The organism is Kordiimonas sp. (assembly GCF_965216265.1).
GTDB lineage: Bacteria > Pseudomonadota > Alphaproteobacteria > Sphingomonadales > Kordiimonadaceae > Kordiimonas.
This window is the reverse complement of sequence record NZ_OZ244153.1, coordinates 2488062-2507455: the sequence shown is the minus strand read 5'-3', so window position 1 is coordinate 2507455 and position 19394 is coordinate 2488062. Positions and strand designations below refer to the sequence as shown.

The window sequence follows — 19394 nt, the reverse complement described above, 5'->3', positions numbered from 1 at the left end:
AACGCAAAAACCCGCCGCATACTGTGGCGGGTTTTTATTTGGAGCCTTGACTGCCATCAATAGCCTTCCGGCGATATTCACTGGGTGTCATGCCATTCTCACCCCAATCTCACCTTGGATGCGAAAACCTTCATCGTAATCACCCGCATAACGTCCGGCATACAGGTCCGGCAGGAAAACACGGTGCCCGTCACGCTCAAGCGTTTCCGCAATCCCCCGCTCGGCAGTGCACAAACCCAACACGGAATGAAACAGGATGATCTCAGCCATAGCGCCCTCGCTTGTTGTTGACCACTATAGGAGCACGACGCACAGCGGGGGGCAATCTACTGTCACACGCTGCGCGCTTTGGGCTATCAATCCTTCATGAGGCAACATCCAACGTCTGCTTTCACCACCTTCCTGACCGAAGAATGGAAGCACTGACGGGTGAAGCCCGGCACGAGTAAAGCCACCCCGGGGAGGACGAGGTGGCTTTCTCAACCAACCGGCCAAACAGGCCATATTGATTGCTATCATTCAGGCATGATCACTGTGTCAATCACGTGAATCACGCCATTTTTGGTCGTGATATCAGCCGTCAGCACCTTGGCGCCATCCACCATCACACCGCCATGCGTGGCATCGATTTGCACTTTCTGGCCCTGCACTGTGGCCGCGCTAAGCTTCTTGCCCGCAAGATCGGCAGACATCACCTTGCCCGGCACAACATGGTAGGTGAGAATGGCTGTAAGCTTGGCTTTGTTCTCCGGTTTGAGCAGTGTGGCAATCGTACCGTCAGGCAGCTTTGCAAAAGCTTCATCCGTTGGGGCGAACACGGTAAACGGGCCGTCACCCTTAAGGGTTTCCACAAGGCCCGCCGCCTTTACCGCCGCAACCAGCGTTTCAAAGCTGCCAGCATTCACAGCCGTATCGACGATATCGGCCTGATGGCCTTTGTGATCGTCTGCATACACGGTTTGCGACATGAGCGCAGAGACAGACAGCGCCGCTGCAACAGACAGGGTTTTCAACAACTTCGTGGGCAACATGGGGGTCTCCAATCTAATTTTGAGGATACCCCTGTTACGCCAGGGCGGCATAATTGGATCATACGAAGACCGGACGAGACTGCTCAGCAATCTTTCCGTCCGGCTGTTTTTAATGCGTCAATATTGGCAATATCCAGCGTTTATGCCGTTAAGTTTCAGAAGCGGCGCCTAGCTCCCTAAACCCCAACAACCCTTTCACCTCTTGAATTTCGCGTTTCTGAAATATGGTAAGGTTTATCCAGCCAAGAGCAGGAACCAACAAAGCCGCCAGTATCGCGAATAGCGCAACAACTAACATCTCCGCTATACCTGCCTCATCCCAGATACGCACTACGGTGCCCACCATCAACACTAGCAAGAAGGAATAGAAGAACACCTTGTTCAGACTGTTATGGTGGTCAGACTCAAAGTAGCCGTCAAGTTTGGTACCTTCCGCATCCTCCGAGATAATACCCACGTACCTAGCTGAGCCTGGAAGTACCCAGAAATGCTCCAGAAGAGGCGCGTTTTGCTTCGCAATCAATTCGTTACCTTTAAGGCTATATATGAAGGCCTTATCGACATTACCAACACCGCCTACTGGCAAATTACTCAGCCTAGCTGCCTTTCTGTCCAAAGACTGCAGAAAGGCCTCTCGGTCAGCTTCTATAAAGACCGAATGTGGGAGGCGGCCTGATAAATAGGAAAGCAATCTATTCATGATGCCCTTCGCCATCAATTGTTTTGCAGGAGCTATTAAACATAACCCCCCGACCATTTGTTAATTCCGGGGACAGTATACTATTTATCATCACTGACAGTCTTCTTAGGGCGACCCGGCCGTTGGGCGGCGAGGCGTCTGCCCTCTTGCTTTTCCAGGTGTTCAACCCAGGCATCAGCGCCAAGTGGCCTGCCTGTGCGGGTATGCATTTGCAGGCGCTTCATTTCCGCATCCTCCACGCCGCCCTGCAGCAACGCTGCCCAATCCGGCACCTCCTCTAGCAAGGGGGAAACCTTCGCAAGCGCATCATCGTTGCCCTCAAGGTGCGCCCGTGCGCTTGACCAAGCCCAATCCTCTGGGCGCTTGACCATACCCGCCCGAACCGGGTTCAGCTCAACATACCGCGCGCATGCAACCAGATGTTGCCCGTCCATCACAAAAGACGCAAAACGCTCCTGCCACAGATGGCCGCGCGCGCCTTCACGGAAGTTGATCATGCGAGTATAACGACGGTGCGCTTCACCGAGCGCAGCACGCAAGCCATCTTTATGGGAAGGCACCATGATCAAATGAACATGGTTCGGCATCAGGCAATATCCCCACACCTCGGTGCCAGCTTTTTTGCAAGCCTCAGACACAAGGGTCAGATAGTCCGAATAATCGCTATCCTGCATAAAGGTGGCCATACGGCGCACCCCACGCTGCGTTACGTGATGCGCATACCCCGGAACCACTAATCTTGCTATGCGAGCCATAAGAGGAAAGTAGGAAACAAAGACCGGGACGTCAATAATCATATACTGTCCCCGGAATTCCAGCTCCCCAAGCGGGATCAGGATGCCGTCATGCGCACTATCGACGCTTTCCTATCGAAAGTCGGATAACGCGCACCAGAATGCCGCCTTCCTTCAGCGGCTATCATCCAACATCACCGCGTGCGGCAAATCCCTCACGCGAAGGCAGAGCCTATGGCGGCTCTAAATAACTGTTGGCGGAACGACAAATGTATGACGAATGAAGCTCTTAACCTTTTCTGGGTTATATCGCTGAACCGCGGACAATGGAATATTTGTCACACCCTCATTAGCTCTGAGAGCCCGCAACATACGGTGCATATAGAGGAGAAGATGTTGTTTATCGTCATAACCAAGGCGCTTCGCTCGATGCAGCGCTTCTGAAGCTCGGCGAAGATATTGAGCGCACTGCACATGGTTGTCCTGTGCATAAAATGTATATGCAATCAACAAACTCTCCGTGCAAATCAAAGGGCGCAGCTTCTGTATCCTAAGTAGGTTTTCTCTACATTTCGCCAGTTCATTCCTCGACACAGCACGAAGTGCCTTAAAGCGCCACACACGCACCATAAAAGCTGCTTTAAAACTTAACATGACTAATCACCACAGGCGTTTAACCCCCCCATCCATCAAATAGTGATGCGATATTATCCCAGATCGTTGGCTGGGGAGGAGGTATATCATTAGTAGCTCGGCCAACGTTATTCGTTGCATTTTTGAGCTGGGAAGGAAACATCTGATCTACTGTCGCCTGAGCGCGAGCCCGGGCATCATTCCTACTCAAGCCCTGATTGAGAGCTGTTCTCGACGTCGACGTCCCCGTTAATCTCTCAACCTTCGCCACGTTACTGGCGCTAACAGTTTACTGACATTAGCAGCAGTGCTCGCTTCAGTACCAGCAGCTACTAACTTACTAACCCCCTGAGCTGTCCGTTCGGCAGCACCAATCCCTTGAAGGGCCCCGGTCACAATAGCCTCAGCTCCTCCAGGCGCGCTCCCGGTCATTGCCACTACTGCAGTTTTCATGGATTCCTGAGTTGCAGGTGAGAGCCCACTACCATCCCCTGGCACATCTCCACTCTGGCCGTCATCACTCACAAACGTCTCGGCCGACCCCCGCAAGCCTAAAGCATCACTCATGGTCGAAACAATTGTGTCGCGCACCTTCTCACACCAATCAGTAGTACACTTCCCACTTGGATCGGTGTTATTTATGGGATCATTGTTGGTATAGGCGCATGTCTTCCTTGTTCGTCACAGCAGTGGTGTCAGCATCATAAACAGAAACCCCCGACCATAGGGCCGGGGGTTTGGTGTTTTAGGTTCTAGCCTTCAGCGTCGTCGCCCTCATCGGCTTCATCCGCCTTTTCCGGCCCGTGTTTTTCAAACCACGCGAGGATGTTGCCGATCTTTTGCGCCAGGTTACTTGGCTTGGCGGCAATGCCATGGCCGGAGCCGGGGATGCGCACCATCACACTGTCCACCTTCTGGAGCTTGAGGGCCTGATAGTATTGCTCCGTCTCCGACATCGGCGTGCGATAATCCACCTCACCGGTCAGCAGCATGGTTGGTGTTTTCACGTTGCCCACAAGGCTAAGCGGTGAGCGTGCCCAGTAATGGTCTGGCGCGTTCCACGGCATGTCCGGGAACCAGTATTTGGTGAAGAAGGGGCTGAAATCAGCGGTCAGCACAAAGCTGGCCCAGTTGATCACAGGTTTCGCCACCACAGCCGCACGGAAACGGTCTGTTTTGCCCACGATCCATGCGGTGAGCACACCGCCACCCGAGCCGCCAGTGACATACATCTCGTCTGTGTTCACAGCGCCGGTTTTGATCACTTCATCCACCGCGTCCATCAGGTCGTCATAGTCGTTGGACGGATAATTGTGGTGGATGGTATTGGCAAAATCATTGCCGTAGGACGTGCTGCCACGCGGGTTGCCGTATAGCACCATATAGCCTTTTGCCACATACATCTGCACCTCAGCCGAGAAGTGCGGGCCATAGGCTGTGTGCGGGCCGCCGTGGATCTCAAGGATCAGCGGGTATTTTTTACTGGCGTCAAAATCCGCCGGTTTTGCGAGCCAGAACTGAAGCGCCCGGCTGTCGGTGGAAGCCGCAAGTTTCACTTCCTCAACACTCGCCATGGCTTTGTGGCCCAGTACGTCGCTATTGAGGTCTGTCAGCACATCAACACGGCCGATGCGGTTCACCACCGCGAGGTCCGCTGGCCTGTCAGGGCGAGAGAGTGTGAAAACCACACGGCCGTCATCCGCCACGCGAAAATCGCCAGAGGTGTATGGCCGCCCAAGCGTGGTACCGCCAAGCGCATCGGTGAGCACACGCCCGCCACCCGAAAGCGTGGCATAGGCCACCAGCGTTTTGCCCTGGTCGTCATAGCTATAATAAAGGCCCTTACCGTCCGGCGCCCACTGGAAGTCATTGATGCTGCGGTCAAGCTCAGCCGTGACGACAGATTTGCCGCTACCGTCTGTGTTCATCACATTCAGGCGGTTGATCTGGTTCGACATTTTTGTGTCGTCAAACCCGAGGTAAGCGATGCGCTTGCCGTCCGGCGACAGCTCAGGCGCTGCGTCCGGGCCGTCCCGGTCGGTGAGGGCTGTATAAGCGCCGTCCGCCACATTCACGCGGTAGATTTCCGTGCCAAATGGGTTGAGCTGCCAGTCTTCATTGCGGTTCGCGGATACAAAAAGAGCGGAACCATCGGCTGACCAGCTAAGCGGCCCATTATGGTGAAACTCGCCCGAGGTGATCTGGCGTGGTGTGCCGCCGTCTGCAGGCACTACAAACACGTGGGTGAAGCCGCGCGGCAAATAGCCCGCGCCGTCCGCCCGGTAGGTTACCTGATCAACAACCTTGGCCGGGCCTGCCCATGAAGCGCCCTTCGGTTTGGCTGGCAGGTTGAAAAGTGGTTTGGCGCTTGTTGGTACAAACATGGTGAAGGCAATCATCTTGCCGTCTGGTGACCATGCAAGCGCACCGGGGCCGAACTGAAGGTCAGTGACCCGCGCCGTATCACCGCTTTCAAGCCAGCGCACATAAACCTGCGACTTGCCCTCAACGGCAGACACGTATGCCATACGGCTGCCGTCCGGCGAGAAGCGCGGCATCCGGTAACTGTCTTTCCCGGAAAGCACCGGTTTGTGGCCGCTTCCGTCCAGCCCCACCTGCCAAATATTGGTACGAGAGCTGTCGGTCATGATATCCATTGAGCGGCGCTCATAAACAACCGATTTGCCGTCGGGCGTCAGCCGCGCGCCGGTGGCATATTCAAGGTTGAAGATATCTGTGTAATCGAATGACTTTTTGTCGCCTTCATCAGCGAGCGCATGCCCACCGCCTGCTGCAAGCATAGCGGCTGCGCAAATAATCCTCATCTTCATGAGCGTTCCCTTTTATTCAATCCACCCCACTGTGGTGACGGGAGACTAGCAGAGCCGGGCCGCTTTTCAAACCCTATGCAAAAAGACCTAAACTATGCAGAAATTGTTTACGAATTCGGATTAAAGATGGTGTTCAGGCGATGCGGGTTTTATAGGTTGAGGAAGCAGATTTCTGTGGGTGCAGCATTGACGCCCGAAAGCCCTTGCATAACGGGCGCACCCACCGGGGGCCAGACAGGGAACTTATGTCAGCATCAGTGGACGAAATAAAAAAAGAGCGTGAGCGTTTCGTGGCATTCGCCTTCGCTGCAGCCGAGCTTTTTTTTGAAATTGACGGTAAAGGCACCATCGTGTTTGAGGGCGGCGCCGCAGACCGTATCGGCACCGAGCCAGGCAAAAGCCTAGTTGGCGAAGATATCCTCAAGCTGATTGACGAAGACGACCGGGATGTTTTCTCGGCGCTTTTGATGCACCTTGAGCACAAGGGGCGCATTGGCCCCATTCCTGTACGTTTTTCAACGGGCGGCGGTCGCGGTATTGCGCTCCGGCTTTTTGCCCTGCGAATGCCAGGTGCTGAAGGCCGTGTTTTCCTGGCCCTGCGCGCGGCCCCTCTTGGCACTGGCGGCAGCACGGAACAGAACACTGATCCTGAAACGGGCCTCCTGAACCGAGACAGCTTTATGGAGCTGGCGTCTCGCACCATGAAAGAGAACCCGGCGGGCAGTAACCTTTATATGACCGCCATCGAGGTGGACGGTATTGAGGAAGCCAAAGAGCGCTTCGGCCCCAAATATATGCACAAGTTGCTCTCCCGCGTGGCGGCTCATATGAAAACATTGTCTGTGGACGGTGAGATCGCAGGCCAGATCGACGACCGGCACTTTGCCTTCCTGCACCGTGCCAAAGGCGACGGCAAACAACTTGAAGAATCGCTCGGCAATGTGGACGAGAATGTAAAGCTGAAGGCGGCTTATTCAACGCTCGCATCAGACACTGCAGATGTGGCTGAAGACCAGATCTTGCGCACGCTTTCTTATGTGCTGAACCAGTTCTGCAAAGACCCCGGCAAGGTGGATTTCAAGACACTTTCCTCAGCCTATGAAACCATGGCCGGTGACGCGCAGAAGCGTGTGGTGCAAATGCACAATATGATCGAGACCGGCAGCTTCAACATTGCGTTCCAGCCGGTGGTGTCGCTTTCAAACGGCGATATACACCACAATGAGGTGTTAAGCCGCTTTGATGACCGTATGGGCAGCAGCACCCCGCTTGAGGTGATCAAGTTTGCGGAAGATGTAGGTATCATTGAAGAATTTGATATCGCCACCAGCAAGAAGGCGATTGATTATGTGCGCAAGATGAAAAAACTGGGCACGCCGCTGACGCTTGCTGTCAACCTCTCAGGCCGCACGATTGAGAGCGAGCGTTACCTCAGCTCCCTGATGGACGTATTCAAGAACGCGAAGGATGTCTCGCGCTCCATACTTCTGGAGCTGACGGAAACGGCCGCCATTACCAAGCTTGAAAAAGCCGAGGCTGTGTTCAGCGACCTTAAGGCGCTCGATTACCGCATTTGCCTTGACGATTTTGGCGCTGGCGCCGCCGGTTACCAATATCTGCGTGCCTTCAACGTGGATTATGTAAAAATCGATGGCCAGTATGTGCGGGATATGAACAACCCCGGATATCGGCCCACGTTCTTGCTATCGATAGTGCGCCTTTGTGCTGACCTGCGCATCAAGACCATTGGTGAACATGTGGAAAACCGCTTCCAGGCGGATTTCCTGCGTTCTCTTGGTGTCGATTTTGCGCAGGGTTTCCACTTCGGCAAACCGGACTTTTCCCCAAAAACCAACTAGGCCGCAACCATGTCGCTTGAAAGTACGATTGCCGGGCTCGTTGCCTGCATCCTCATATGGGTATTCGGTTTTATAAAAGAAAAGCGGCATCAAACGGGTGTGGTGCCCATCATCCCGCCGTTTTACATTCAGTTTATCGCCATTGTCGGCGTGCTGGTTTTTGCTGCACATCTGTTTGTGCTGCTCACCGGCATTGACTGGAAACCACCGTTCCAGCGCTAACCTAGAGGTTGGCAAGTTCCTCGATCGTCTCTGGCTTGGGCGCCTCAAACTCAGGCATTTCAATAGGATCAGGTGCCGCAGCCTCAAACATTCGCCACCCAAGCAAGGTATAGGCTGTTGCCCAGAAACGCGATTTAAAGAAACGCCGTTTGCCGTGCTTGCCGCGCGCGATCAAAATGCCGGATGGGTGCTTGAAGAGCTTTTTGCTGACCTGTGTGCTTTCCTGAAGAAGCTGGTCTTTTATCACCGACGAGGCCGCAACAGCGTGTTTTACCATCGGTTTCATGCCTCGGTGTTGCCGCCGCTTGCCTTTGCGGTGCCGCCACATCTTCAACCACACGAGGGCAATGGCACTGACCACCGCCAGAAGGGTGGCAAACATGGCCAGTACATACATCATGTTATATTGGTCACCGAGTTCAAGGCGTTCCACGGTCTCGTCAAACGCGTCACCGGCTGTGATGCGCGAATCGGATTCGACCCTTCCGTCAGCCGCGAAGCTGAAGATCAGTGCGTCGCGACGATCCAGCGGCGAGACCATACCGTTACCGCCATACACCGCCACATATCCATTGGAAGCGACAGTAACTCCGTAGAGCGGTTCGCCACTACACTTCACCTTGATGTCGATAAGGTTGGGGCGTGCCGCAAAAACCTGATAGTCCGTCGCCCGCGTGCAACGAAAACGGTAAGCGTTGATAAGCTGCGTGATTTTGAGGGCAATCGTCTCCGGCGGCGATCCCCGGTTTACACCAGAGAATACATCAAGCGCCATTTGCCTCGGGTCCTGCTCCAGCGAGAGTATACCTTGCGCGCTGACGCGGCCAGATAACAGGCCGACCGTCACAAACATCATCAGCGCGACGCCTAGTCCCGTCTTCACCGCCCGCATAGTTGTAACGTGGAATGTCTGCAACATCATCTGCGCCCTAAACCCTTCCCAAATAACAGAATGCCATTGAAATGCATCTTGCCGCTTTGTGCAAGGTTGATGCAATTGGTGAGGAGGTTTTCAGGAGCCCAAAAAAATGCGGAACCGCAATCGGGGGAGGACATGCGGTTCCGCGCGACACAGTCAGATCAAGGGAGCTATTAGGCTGTATCAGCATCTTCTTTATAGAATGAAGGCTGTTAACAACGGGTAAACAAGCGTCACATTTGCGCTATTTTCGTCTAAAAAGCGAAAAATTTTCCGCAAGTCCTGAAGCGGCCCTAATTAAATATCTGTAAAATAAAGCAAAAAACCGACCCAGTTACTGGGCCGGTTTTCCAACTTTCTTCAGAAATTTTCTCGGGGACCCTGTTTTTTAGGTCTCGCGCATTTTCAAAGCGGCAATAAAGGCGGTATGCGGAATCTCCACCTTGCCGTACATGCGCATCTTGGCTTTACCCTTTTTCTGCTTCTCCAGAAGCTTCTTCTTACGGGTCACGTCGCCACCATAACATTTGGCGGTTACGTCTTTACGCATGGCAGAAATGGTTTCCCGTGCCACAACCCGACCACCAATCGCTGCCTGTATCGGAATCTTGAAAAGCTGGCGAGGGATCAGGTCTTTCAGCCGCTCACAAAGCGCGCGACCACGGCCTTCCGCCTGGCTACGGTGCACCAGCATCGCAAGCGCATCAACCGGCTCGGCATTCACAAGGATGGACATCTTCACGAGGTCACTTTCCTGATAGCCCGCCATGTCATAGTCAAAGCTCGCATAACCGCGGCTCACCGACTTGAGGCGATCATAGAAATCGTAAACCACCTCATTGAGCGGAAGCTTATATTTCACCATCGCACGCGTACCCGCATAGGTCAGGTCGGTCTGCTCACCGCGTTTGTCTTCACAAAGCTTTAGCACGGCACCGAGATGCTCATCCGGCACCAGAATGGTGGCATTGATCCATGGTTCTTCGATATACTCGATCTTCACCACATCCGGCATGTCTGCCGGGTTGTGCAATTCTTCCAGAGACCCGTCAGTTTTGTGAATCTTGTAGATCACGCTTGGGCTTGTGGTGATGAGGTCGAGGTCAAACTCGCGGCTCAGACGCTCCTGAATGATCTCAAGGTGCAACATGCCGAGGAAACCACAGCGGAAACCAAAACCAAGGGCTGCGGAGCTCTCAGTCTCAAATTCAAAACTGGCGTCATTGAGCCTGAGCTTGCCCAGCGCATCGCGCAGGCGCTCAAACTCAGCACTATCAGCCGGGAACAGGCCACAGAAAACCACAGAGCGGCTCGGCTTAAAGCCTGAAAGCGCCTTCGCGCACGGCTTTTTCGCGTCTGTGATGGTGTCACCCACGTTGGTGTCAGCCACTTCCTTGATGGAAGCTGTAATAAACCCAACCTCACCGGGGCCAAGCTCCGGCACAATCACGCCCTTTGGTGTGAACACACCAACACGTTCAACAAGATGCTCGGTACCCGCTGCCATCATCTTGATGGTCTGGCCCTTCTTGAGCTTGCCGTCGATGATGCGCACAAGCACCATAACGCCCAAGTAGCTGTCGTACCAGCTATCCACCAGCATAGCCTTGAGAGGCGCGTTCGGGTCACCTTCAGGCGCAGGCAGACGGGTCACGATCGCTTCCAGCACTTCAGCAATGCCGATGCCTGACTTGGCAGAACACGACACAGCTTCAGAGGCATCAAGGCCGATCACGTCCTCAATCTGTTGGCGCACCCGCTCAGGCTCTGCCGCAGGCAGGTCAATTTTATTGAGAACCGGCACGATCTCATGGTCGTTTTCAATCGCCTGATAGACGTTCGCCAGCGTCTGCGCTTCCACTCCCTGGCTCGCATCCACAATCAGAAGGGAACCTTCGCATGCGCTCAAACAGCGGCTGACCTCATAGGCGAAGTCAACGTGGCCGGGCGTATCCATCAGGTTCAGCGTATAGTTCTGGCCATCCTGCGCTTTATATTCAAGCCGCACGGTCTGTGCCTTGATTGTGATGCCGCGTTCGCGCTCGATATCCATCGAATCAAGCACCTGGGCTTTCATCTCACGGTCGGTCAGCGCGCCAGTTGATTGGATCAGGCGGTCGGCCAACGTCGATTTGCCGTGGTCGATGTGCGCAATGATGGAAAAGTTGCGTATGTTTTTAAGCTCGGTCATGGCCGCTACTTGGTACTTCCAAAATAATCGTTCTTGTTCACTATAGGTCGGGCCGCATTACACGCGGCCCTTCATATTCTCTCATCTGCAGCTGTGCCTTAGTAAGGCAAAACCCGGTCAGGTGGGCGGTGTCCGTCCACAAAAGCGCGAATATTGATCAGCACCTTCTCGCCCATCGCCATGCGGGCTTCATAGGTCGCAGAGCCCATATGCGGCAACAGCACAACATTATCAAGCTCAAGAAGCTTGGGGTTGATCTCGGGTTCCTGCTCAAACACATCAAGCCCGGCGCCCGCAATGCGGCCAACCTCGATAAGGTCAGCCAAAGCTTCCTCATCAATAATCTCACCGCGCGCTGTATTGATGATCACCGCGTGAGGCTGCAGCTTCTTCAGCCGTGCCCGGTCCATCAGGTGGTGCGTATCTTCGGTAAGCGGGCAGTTCACGGATACAAAATCCATCCGGCTCAGCATCTCGTCAAGATCATCCCAATATGTGGCCTCAAGCTCGCTCTCGATATCGGCAGGCAGGCGCTTACGCTTGTGGTAGTGCACCGCCATGTTGAAAGCCTTTGCGCGCCGCGCGATGGCGGTCCCGATCCGGCCCATGCCAATAATACCAAGGCGCTTGCCTTGAATTCGGTGACCCATCAGGAAGGTTGGCGTCCAGCCTGTCCAGTCGCCTGCGCGCAGGATCTTTTCACCCTCAAACAGGCGCCGCGGTACGGAAAGCAGAAGTGCCATCGCAAGGTCGGCTGTGTCTTCCGTCAGCACACCCGGTGTGTTGGTAACAGCAATGCCCTTTTCCTGCGCGGCAGCCACGTCAATATGGTTTACGCCCGCGCCGAAGTTCGCGATCAGCTTCAGCTTTTTGCCAGCCGCCGCAATCACTTCAGCATCGATGCTGTCTGTCACCGTCGGCACAATCACGTCCGCCTCAGCCACAGCTTTCTGGAGCGCGACCTTGTCGAGCGGCTTGTCAGCCAGATTGAGCGTGACGTCAAAAAGCTCGGCCATGCGCGTTTCGATATTGTCAGGCAGCTTGCGCGTGACAATTACCTTGGGGCGTTGCCGGTTTCCTGTTTGACTCATAGGGCAAAATAACCTTTTCTGACGGGCGTGGGAGCGCCCCCGCCTAAAACTTACGGGCTTCTGTACCAGAAGGCGCGGGCTCTTTCAAACGCCAAGCGATAGGGGACCATACGCGATGCAGCGCTTTTTTGCGATTCTTCTGTTTTTGGGCTTATTGGGCACACCTTCGGTGGCATATGCCGCCACCGTGGGCCCAAGTGGCAACCCATTACCGCGATTCATTTCGCTTGCCGCAGACAAAGCCTATATGCGCACAGGGCCGGGGCTTCAGTACCCGGTTGCCTGGGTTTATACGCGCGACAATCTTCCCCTTGAAGTGATTGACGAACACGGCGCGTGGCGGCAAGTGCGTGACTTTGAAGGCGTAACGGGCTGGATGCATGTACGCCTGCTCTCCAGCAAACGCACGGCAATGGTAACCGGCGGCGCACGGCGGCTTTTCAAGGACGCTGACAGCGGCTCCCCCATCCGGCTGACCGCAGATGCAGGTGTTATTGGTGAAGTGCTGGAATGCGTGCCCGATTGGTGCCACATGGAAATTGATGGCACCCGCGCCTGGATCGACCGCCGCTATATTTGGGGCGTCTATGCTGGCGAACTGATCGACTAGGCATCCCGAAAAAAACGCCTTGGATAGCCAATTCCGCTGATCCGGTAATAAGTCATAAAATCCCTCTTGACGATTTTATATAAGTACTTACATAATTTCTTATATGAAATACAGGAGTGGGTGGCATGAGCATCCCTGATGAAATCTTTTTTGAGCTTGGTATCGGCACCCGCATGCGCAGGCTTTATGAGCGCATGTCTGCGGACGCGGACCGCGTGTATGAAGAAGCGGGCATCAACATTCGCGTAAGCCATTTCTATGTGATCTACGCACTTTCGGTGCGTGGCAGTATGCCGATCTCCGAGATCGCGCGCCTCGCTGGTTTCTCCCACTCCGCCGTAAGCCAAACCATAAAGCGGCTCATTGGCCAAGGTGTTGTGGAAACCACGGCCACAGAAGACGGCAGACAAAAGCTGGTGAGCCTGACACAGGCAGGCAAAAAACTGGTTGATGAGGTACAGCCCTTCTGGAAAGGACTGGAAGCCTCGGTTCAGGAAGCACAGGGCGAAGCGGGTGTTAATCTGCTGGCCGCGCTTGACGGCCTCGAAAGTGCGCTTGACCGCAAGTCTATGTATGACCGGCTCAAGGAACAGCAGGCCCGCAACGTTAAGCCGAGCTTTGAGATCGTGCCTTATGACGTGAGCCACAGGCAGGCTTTCTATGACCTCAATGTCGCGTGGGTAAAGCAGTTCTTCAAAGTTGAGCCCATTGACGAACAAGTCCTTTCCGACCCGGAAGGCACCATTCTCGACAAGGGTGGCGAGATTTTCTTCGCGGTCGCCGACGGTAGGGCCGTTGGCGCTGTTGCCATGAAAGCAGAAGGTGACGGCCGGTTCGAGCTCACCAAATTGGGTGTGGACCCGAATGTGCGCCAGGGCGGTATTGGCCGCGCGCTCTGCATTGAGGTGATCAACCGCTTTCAGGCACGGGGCGGCAAAACCCTCTATCTGGAAACCAACACGGTGCTTGAGCCAGCGATCCGCCTCTATCACCGTATTGGCTTTAAGGAGATGGACCCACCGGTTCCAAGCCCTTATGAGCGCGCAAATTATTATATGGAATGGCGGGCGGCATGATGAACAAGCTCCATAACGGCGTAACCATCACGGCTTATAACCCCGCCTTCAAGCAGGCGTTTTATGACCTGAACATCGCGTGGCTTGAAAAATATTTCACGGTTGAGGATGTGCACCGCAGGGTATTGGCAGACCCTGAAGGCACCGTGCTGCACTCAGGCGGCGAAGTATTTTTTGCCGTGCACAACGAGAAAGCTGTCGGCACTGTCGCCGTCAAGCACTGTGGTGGCGGTGTTTATGAGCTTACCAAGCTCGGTGTCGCCGATGGTGCGCAGGGCTTAGGCCTTGGCCGCGCACTGTGCAAAGCAGTGATCGACTGGTTTCAGGCAAAGGGCGGTAAGCTTCTGTTTCTGGAGACCCACACCAAGCTGAAACCCGCCATGCATCTTTATGAAACACTGGGTTTCGTCGCAACGGAGAACCCCGCACCCGACGTATATGAAGGCACCGACTGTTATATGGAATGGCGCGCACACCCAGCAGGCAAACCGGCGGTTACCATCGCAAAGGCTGAAAGCCCTGAGGATATCAAGGCAACCAAGGAAATCTTCCGCGCCTTCTCGGAGTGGTTGCCCATCGACCTTGGCTTCCAGAATTTCGAGGCAGAAATGGCCCGGTTTCCGGAAGGCTATGTGCACCTTTTGCTCGCCAAACTGGGCGGCAAGCCCGTGGGCGCCGTGGCGCTTAAGGGGCATTCAAGCGATGTCTGCGAGATGAAGCGGCTTTACATGCTGCCGGAAGCGCAGGGCACGGGCGCTGGACGAAAGCTCTGTGAACAGCTGCTGGTTGACGCTAAAGCGCTTGGCTACCAGACCATGTTGCTTGATAGCCTCGCGCGTCTTGAAGCTGCCGTTGCGCTATATAAGAAACTCGGGTTCGAGGAGATTGAACCCTATAATTTCAACCCGGAAGATGACGTGCTTTACATGAGCCGCGCACTTTGAGTGCGCGCTAAATATAGTTAATGAGGTGTTAGGGTTTCTAACCTTTGCGGGCGAAGTCTTTAGGCTCCAACAAAACCTGCACTCAGTTTGAGCGCTGCCGTGCCCGCTTGGCGGCCCGGCCTGCTGAAAGCGCCAGAATATCAGCCTGGTGATCCCCAAGGGCGGCAAGCAGGTGTGATGCAGACTTCTCGTAAAGTGACAGGCCGTTTTTAACCGCGTCCCGCCCCTCAGGCGTAAGCTTGATATGCTGTGCCCGAGCATCCAGTCGGCTGTGCTTACGCTCAACCAGGCCTTCTTTTTCAAGTTTGGTCAGCATTGTGCTTGCAGATGCGCGCCGAACCGCCAGCGCATCGGCCAAATCACTCAGCCGAGGGCCGAAACGTTCTGTGACCGTCTCGGCCTTGCTTGCCGATTCTTCCAGAATGCCGATGGCACGAAGATAGGAAAATTCGTTGAATGTATGGCCGTCCGTTGCTGCCTTGGCCCACTCAAGGGTCAAGAACCGATGTACCTGTTCCAGCCAGTCTGCTTTGCTCATACCCCTCTGCCCCCAGAGATTTTGGTTTGATGCGATTGATAATGACGTTGCCTAAGATACTCAAAACACTGGACGTCATTAATGTTAGTTCGCCTAACAAATCTCTTTCTCAGAAAATTGTCAAGATACACTTTTGGCCAAAACACGTGCTAAGCAAGCGCAGAACAAGAAAAGACGGAGCCAAGCCCCGCCTTCCTGAATTTCTAGGGAGTTTTCCTTAGTCGCCGGAGACGATACGGTCCACCAACTGCTTCACACTTGGGATAAAGCCGTTGGAATAAAACGGGTCTTTCGCGAATCGGAACGCATTGTGGCCTGCGAAGACGAGGTTATCGTCCACACTACCCCCGTGCGCCACATCATCCAGCGTTTTCTGGATACAGAAGCTGCGCGGGTCGGCAAGACGACCGGTGCTGTTTTTCTCGTTCGTGGCCCAGCTTGAGAAGCGACATTGGCTCAGACAACCCACACAATCGGCCTGGTCCTTACGGATTTCAGCACATTTGTCCGGGGTCACAAAAATCAGTGAACCATCAGGCGTTTTCATCGCACGCTCAAAACCTTCAGCGATCCAGTCGCGCGCTTTGCCTTCATCAGCGCGGCGCACGATGTAGGTTTTGCGCTCAACCACAAGCTCAGTATCGAACTCGCCGTCTTTCTCGGTGCGGAACTCGATCTGGCGGTCATTACGCTGCACCAGCTCACCAATGAAGCTGTTCTTGATCGCGCTTGAGAAAAAGCCGGTCGGGCTGAAATTTTGCAGCAGCACGTCACCTGGCTTCAGGTTCAGCAGGCGCTTTTTCCATTTGTCGGAAATCTGACTTTCCTTGGTCAGGAGCGGCCTTGTGCCGAACTGGAACATGATCGGCCCCAGTTCCTTGTTGTCGATCCAGTCTTTCCACTCTTTCAGGTTCCAGACTCCACCGGCCATGATGATCGGCACATGGTCGAGGCCAAGTTTGCGCATGATCTGACGAAGCTCAAGCACCCGTGGGTACGGGTCACCCGGCTTGTTGGGGTCTTCTGCGTTTGATAGGCCGTTGTGGCCGCCTGCGAGCCAGGGGTCTTCATAAACCACGCCACCAAGAAGCTCAGATACGTTTTTATACGCACGCTTCCACAGCAGGTTAAACGCACGACCAGAGGATACAATCGGATAATAATGCGCGCCGTATTTGCTCGCAAGGTCACCCAGCTTGAACGGCATGCCTGCACCGCAAGTTACACCGTGGATCATGCCCTTGGTTTTCTCGAGTACTTCGTGAAGGATGCGCTGCGCGCTACCCACTTCCCAAAGCATATTGATATTGATATGGCCTTCGCCTTTTGAGATTTCCCAGGCTTTGCGCACCTGATCGATCGTACCTTTGATCGAATATTGGATCATCTCTTCGTGACGCGCTGTGCGGGTGCGGCCTGCATACTCATGCGGCTCTACATTCCCGTGCGCGTCATACTGGTCTGCAATCACTGCAGATATCGTTCCGACACCGCCTGCAAGCGCCCATGGGCCTGAGCTTGCACCGGTTGAGATCGCAACCCCTTTGCCCCCTTCGATCAGTGGCAGCACGTCCTTGCCGCCGAGGCGGATCGAATTCAAACTAAAACTCATTCAACTCTCCCAAAGTCCAGAGGTCCGTAGCGTCCCCCGGCGCCCTCCTTGATGTGCCTCCTCTAGAAGGCGAAACCGGCGTGATCGTATCACACGCCGGTTTCATTTCAATTAATACGCGGTTAGTCCCGCCTGCCGCCACCTTTTTTTGGTGCTGGCGATGATTTCGCCGGACGGGCATCCGGGTCATCTTCACCCGTTTCCTGGTTCACAACACGCATGGAAAGGCGCACTTTACCACGGCCATCGATCTCAAGGCACTTGACGTAAACTTCGTCGCCTTCGTTCACAACGTCGGTAACTTTCTCAACACGATCTTCAACAAGTTCAGAGATGTGTACGAGGCCGTCACGGCTGCCCATGAAGTTGACAAACGCACCAAAGTCCATGATTCGCACAACCTTACCTTTGTAGGTCATGCCTACTTCAGGTTCGGCCACGATGCCGGTGATCCAGGCTTTCGCCGCTTCAATCTCGGAAGCAACGCTAGACGCAATCTTGATCGTGCCATCATCGTCGATGTTCACTTTCGCACCAGTTACTTCAACGATCTCACGGATCACTTTACCGCCAGTACCAATCACTTCACGGATTTTATCCGTTGGGATCTTCATGGTTTCAATGCGTGGTGCGTGCTCGGAAAGTTCCGTACGCGCGCCGGTCAGTGCTTTGTTCATCTCGTCAAGGATGTATGCGCGGCCACCATTTGCCTGGTTGAGCGCTTTTTCCATGATCTCACGGGTGATGCCCGTGATCTTGATGTCCATCTGCAGTGCGGTAACGCCTTTTTCCGTGCCCGCAACCTTGAAGTCCATATCGCCGAGATGATCTTCGTCACCAAGGATGTCGGAGAGAACTGCGAAGTCATCGCCTTCCTTGATGAGGCCCATCGCAATACCGGAAACCGGACGGCTGATTGGAACACCAGCGTCCATCATGGAGAGAGCCGCACCACAAACCGTTGCCATCGAAGATGAACCGTTTGATTCGGTGATCTCGGATACGAGGCGGATCGTGTATGGGAATTCCTCAGCAGATGGCAGAACAGCGCGTACGGCACGGAAAGCAAGCTTGCCGTGACCAACTTCGCGGCGGCCGGTAAAGCCAACACGGCCACACTCGCCCACAGAGAATGGTGGGAAGTTGTAATGCAACATGAAGTTTGAACGCCAGCTGCCTTCAAGTGCGTCGATGATCTGTTCATCTTCGCCGGTGCCGAGCGTGGCAACAACAAGCGCCTGCGTTTCACCACGGGTGAAAAGCGAGGAACCGTGGCTGCGTGGCAGCACACCAACTTCAGACATGATCGAACGAACGTCAGCGAGGCCGCGGCCATCGATACGCTTGCCGGTCTCAAGGATGTTGCCGCGAACGATTGTGCTCTCGAGCTTTTTCGTCAGGTCACCAACCATCTGATCTGTCAGGTCTGGATTAGCTTCCAGAACCGGGGCAACAGCTTCAGCGATTTTTGCTTTGGCTTCAGAGATTTTAACAACGCGGTCTTGCTTGGTGGTGATCTCGTAAGCGGCGCGCAGGTCTGCTTCGCCAGCTTCCTTGATCGCTGCCACAAGCGCAGACTTGTCAGGACCTTCAGGAAGCTCCCATGGGTCTTTCGCTGCAACTTCAGCAAGCTCGATGATCGCGTCGATCACTTTTTGCGACGCTTCATGACCAAAGGTCACAGCGCCCAGCATGACATCTTCAGAAAGCTCTTTTGCCTCTGATTCAACCATCAGAACAGCGTCAGATGTGCCTGCAACAACAAGCTCAAGATCGCTTTCCTTCACTTCTTCAAGTGTTGGGTTGAGGATGTATTCGCCGTCCTTGTAGCCAACTTTTGCACCGGCAATCGGGCCCATGAATGGCAGGCCGGAAAGGGTGAGAGCGGCGGAAGCGCCGATCATGGCGACAATGTCGCTATCGTTCTCAAGGTCATGGCTCAGAACGGTACAGATAACCTGTACTTCGTTTTTGAACCCGCTTGGGAACAGAGGACGGATCGGACGGTCGATCAGGCGGCTTACGAGCGTTTCTTTCTCGGATGGGCGACCTTCACGTTTGAAGAAACCGCCGGGGATTTTGCCGGCAGCGTAGAATTTTTCGATATAGTTTACCGTGAGGGGGAAGAAGTCTTGCCCTGGCTTCACGGACTTGGCGCCAACAACGGTACAAAGTACTTCGGTGTCACCATATTTGGCCATTACGGCCCCGCCAGCTTGTCTTGCTACGTGACCGGTTTCTAGAGAGAGGGTACGGCCGCCCCATTCGATTTCTTTGCGATGGATATTGAACATTTTCTAACCTTTCAGCAGCTACCCAGGTATCGCACTTCAAGCCGGGTAACCTTGGCGCATCCCGTATGAATACGCCCCGCTTTTCATATATATCCCAGGCCTCCCGGAT

Annotated in this window: 17 protein-coding genes; 5 read left to right on the top strand and 12 right to left on the bottom strand. The window is 54.4% G+C overall.

Features of this window, described 5'->3' with window-relative positions; all coding sequences use genetic code 11:
- Positions 1 to 87: 87 nt before the first annotated feature.
- The 6 genes from ACOOGA_RS11545 to ACOOGA_RS11520 form a co-directional block, all read right to left on the bottom strand.
- On the bottom strand, positions 88 to 270 hold the full coding sequence (locus ACOOGA_RS11545) for a dienelactone hydrolase family protein (protein ID WP_417459658.1): 183 nt from the start codon (positions 268 to 270) through the stop codon (positions 88 to 90).
- A gap of 245 nt (positions 271 to 515) precedes the next feature.
- Positions 516 to 968 (bottom strand): fasciclin domain-containing protein, encoded by a 453-nt coding sequence (locus ACOOGA_RS11540; protein ID WP_417460080.1) that lies wholly within the window; start codon positions 966 to 968, stop codon positions 516 to 518.
- 211 nt (positions 969 to 1179) lie between these two features.
- A complete protein-coding gene (locus tag ACOOGA_RS11535) occupies positions 1180 to 1746 on the bottom strand; it encodes a hypothetical protein (protein ID WP_420428740.1) in 567 nt (188 codons plus the stop codon).
- Between the two features lie 65 nt (positions 1747 to 1811).
- Positions 1812 to 2486 carry a transposase gene (locus ACOOGA_RS11530; RefSeq protein WP_417460079.1) on the bottom strand — a complete coding sequence of 225 codons (675 nt, stop codon included), beginning with the start codon at positions 2484 to 2486 and terminating at the stop codon, positions 1812 to 1814.
- A 222-nt stretch (positions 2487 to 2708) separates the two neighbouring features.
- Positions 2709 to 3119 (bottom strand): hypothetical protein, encoded by a 411-nt coding sequence (locus ACOOGA_RS11525; protein WP_417459656.1) that lies wholly within the window; start codon positions 3117 to 3119, stop codon positions 2709 to 2711.
- Positions 3120 to 3850: 731 nt separating this feature from the next.
- The gene (locus ACOOGA_RS11520) at positions 3851 to 5929 is read right to left on the bottom strand and encodes a prolyl oligopeptidase family serine peptidase (protein ID WP_420428738.1); all 2079 of its coding nucleotides are present in this window, start codon (positions 5927 to 5929) and stop codon (positions 3851 to 3853) included.
- 245 nt (positions 5930 to 6174) lie between these two features.
- On the opposite strand from ACOOGA_RS11520, the gene ACOOGA_RS11515 reads away from it, so the two are divergent.
- Both ACOOGA_RS11515 and ACOOGA_RS11510 read left to right on the top strand, forming a co-directional pair.
- Positions 6175 to 7788, top strand: coding sequence for an EAL domain-containing protein (locus tag ACOOGA_RS11515; RefSeq protein ID WP_417459654.1), 1614 nt, complete (start codon positions 6175 to 6177; stop codon positions 7786 to 7788).
- 9 nt (positions 7789 to 7797) lie between these two features.
- A complete protein-coding gene (locus ACOOGA_RS11510; RefSeq protein ID WP_417459653.1) occupies positions 7798 to 8010 on the top strand; it encodes a hypothetical protein in 213 nt (70 codons plus the stop codon).
- A gap of 1 nt (position 8011) precedes the next feature.
- Here the strand turns inward: ACOOGA_RS11510 and ACOOGA_RS11505 are convergent, their stop codons facing one another.
- From ACOOGA_RS11505 to ACOOGA_RS11495, 3 genes are all read right to left on the bottom strand, one after another.
- Positions 8012 to 8893, bottom strand: a complete 882-nt coding sequence (locus ACOOGA_RS11505; protein WP_420428736.1) for a hypothetical protein — start codon at positions 8891 to 8893, stop codon at positions 8012 to 8014.
- 424 nt (positions 8894 to 9317) lie between these two features.
- Positions 9318 to 11120, bottom strand: coding sequence for a translation elongation factor 4 (lepA, locus tag ACOOGA_RS11500; protein WP_417459651.1), 1803 nt, complete (start codon positions 11118 to 11120; stop codon positions 9318 to 9320).
- Between the two features lie 98 nt (positions 11121 to 11218).
- A complete protein-coding gene (locus tag ACOOGA_RS11495; RefSeq protein ID WP_417459650.1) occupies positions 11219 to 12211 on the bottom strand; it encodes a 2-hydroxyacid dehydrogenase in 993 nt (330 codons plus the stop codon).
- Positions 12212 to 12326: 115 nt separating this feature from the next.
- Here ACOOGA_RS11495 and ACOOGA_RS11490 point away from each other — a divergent pair, with 115 nt between their 5' ends.
- The 3 genes from ACOOGA_RS11490 to ACOOGA_RS11480 all read left to right on the top strand — a co-directional run bounded on the left by ACOOGA_RS11490 (position 12327) and on the right by ACOOGA_RS11480 (position 14841).
- The gene (locus tag ACOOGA_RS11490) at positions 12327 to 12821 is read left to right on the top strand and encodes an SH3 domain-containing protein (RefSeq protein WP_417459649.1); all 495 of its coding nucleotides are present in this window, start codon (positions 12327 to 12329) and stop codon (positions 12819 to 12821) included.
- A 125-nt stretch (positions 12822 to 12946) separates the two neighbouring features.
- Complete coding sequence (locus tag ACOOGA_RS11485) at positions 12947 to 13897, top strand: bifunctional helix-turn-helix transcriptional regulator/GNAT family N-acetyltransferase (RefSeq protein WP_417459648.1); 951 nt, start codon at positions 12947 to 12949, stop codon at positions 13895 to 13897.
- Positions 13894 to 14841 (top strand): GNAT family N-acetyltransferase, encoded by a 948-nt coding sequence (locus ACOOGA_RS11480; protein WP_417459647.1) that lies wholly within the window; start codon positions 13894 to 13896, stop codon positions 14839 to 14841. Before ACOOGA_RS11485 ends, ACOOGA_RS11480 begins: the two co-directional genes overlap by 4 nt.
- Before the next feature lie 82 nt (positions 14842 to 14923).
- On the opposite strand, the gene ACOOGA_RS11475 is transcribed toward ACOOGA_RS11480, so the two are convergent.
- From ACOOGA_RS11475 to pnp, 3 genes are all read right to left on the bottom strand, one after another.
- Positions 14924 to 15379 carry a MarR family winged helix-turn-helix transcriptional regulator gene (locus ACOOGA_RS11475; protein WP_417459646.1) on the bottom strand — a complete coding sequence of 152 codons (456 nt, stop codon included), beginning with the start codon at positions 15377 to 15379 and terminating at the stop codon, positions 14924 to 14926.
- Positions 15380 to 15596: 217 nt separating this feature from the next.
- Positions 15597 to 16991: an NAD(P)H-dependent flavin oxidoreductase gene (locus ACOOGA_RS11470; RefSeq protein ID WP_417459645.1), complete on the bottom strand. Its 1395-nt coding sequence runs from the start codon at positions 16989 to 16991 to the stop codon at positions 15597 to 15599.
- Positions 16992 to 17113: 122 nt separating this feature from the next.
- Entirely contained in the window at positions 17114 to 19285 is a 2172-nt protein-coding gene (pnp, locus tag ACOOGA_RS11465) for a polyribonucleotide nucleotidyltransferase (protein ID WP_420428734.1), read from the bottom strand.
- Positions 19286 to 19394 lie beyond the last annotated feature (109 nt).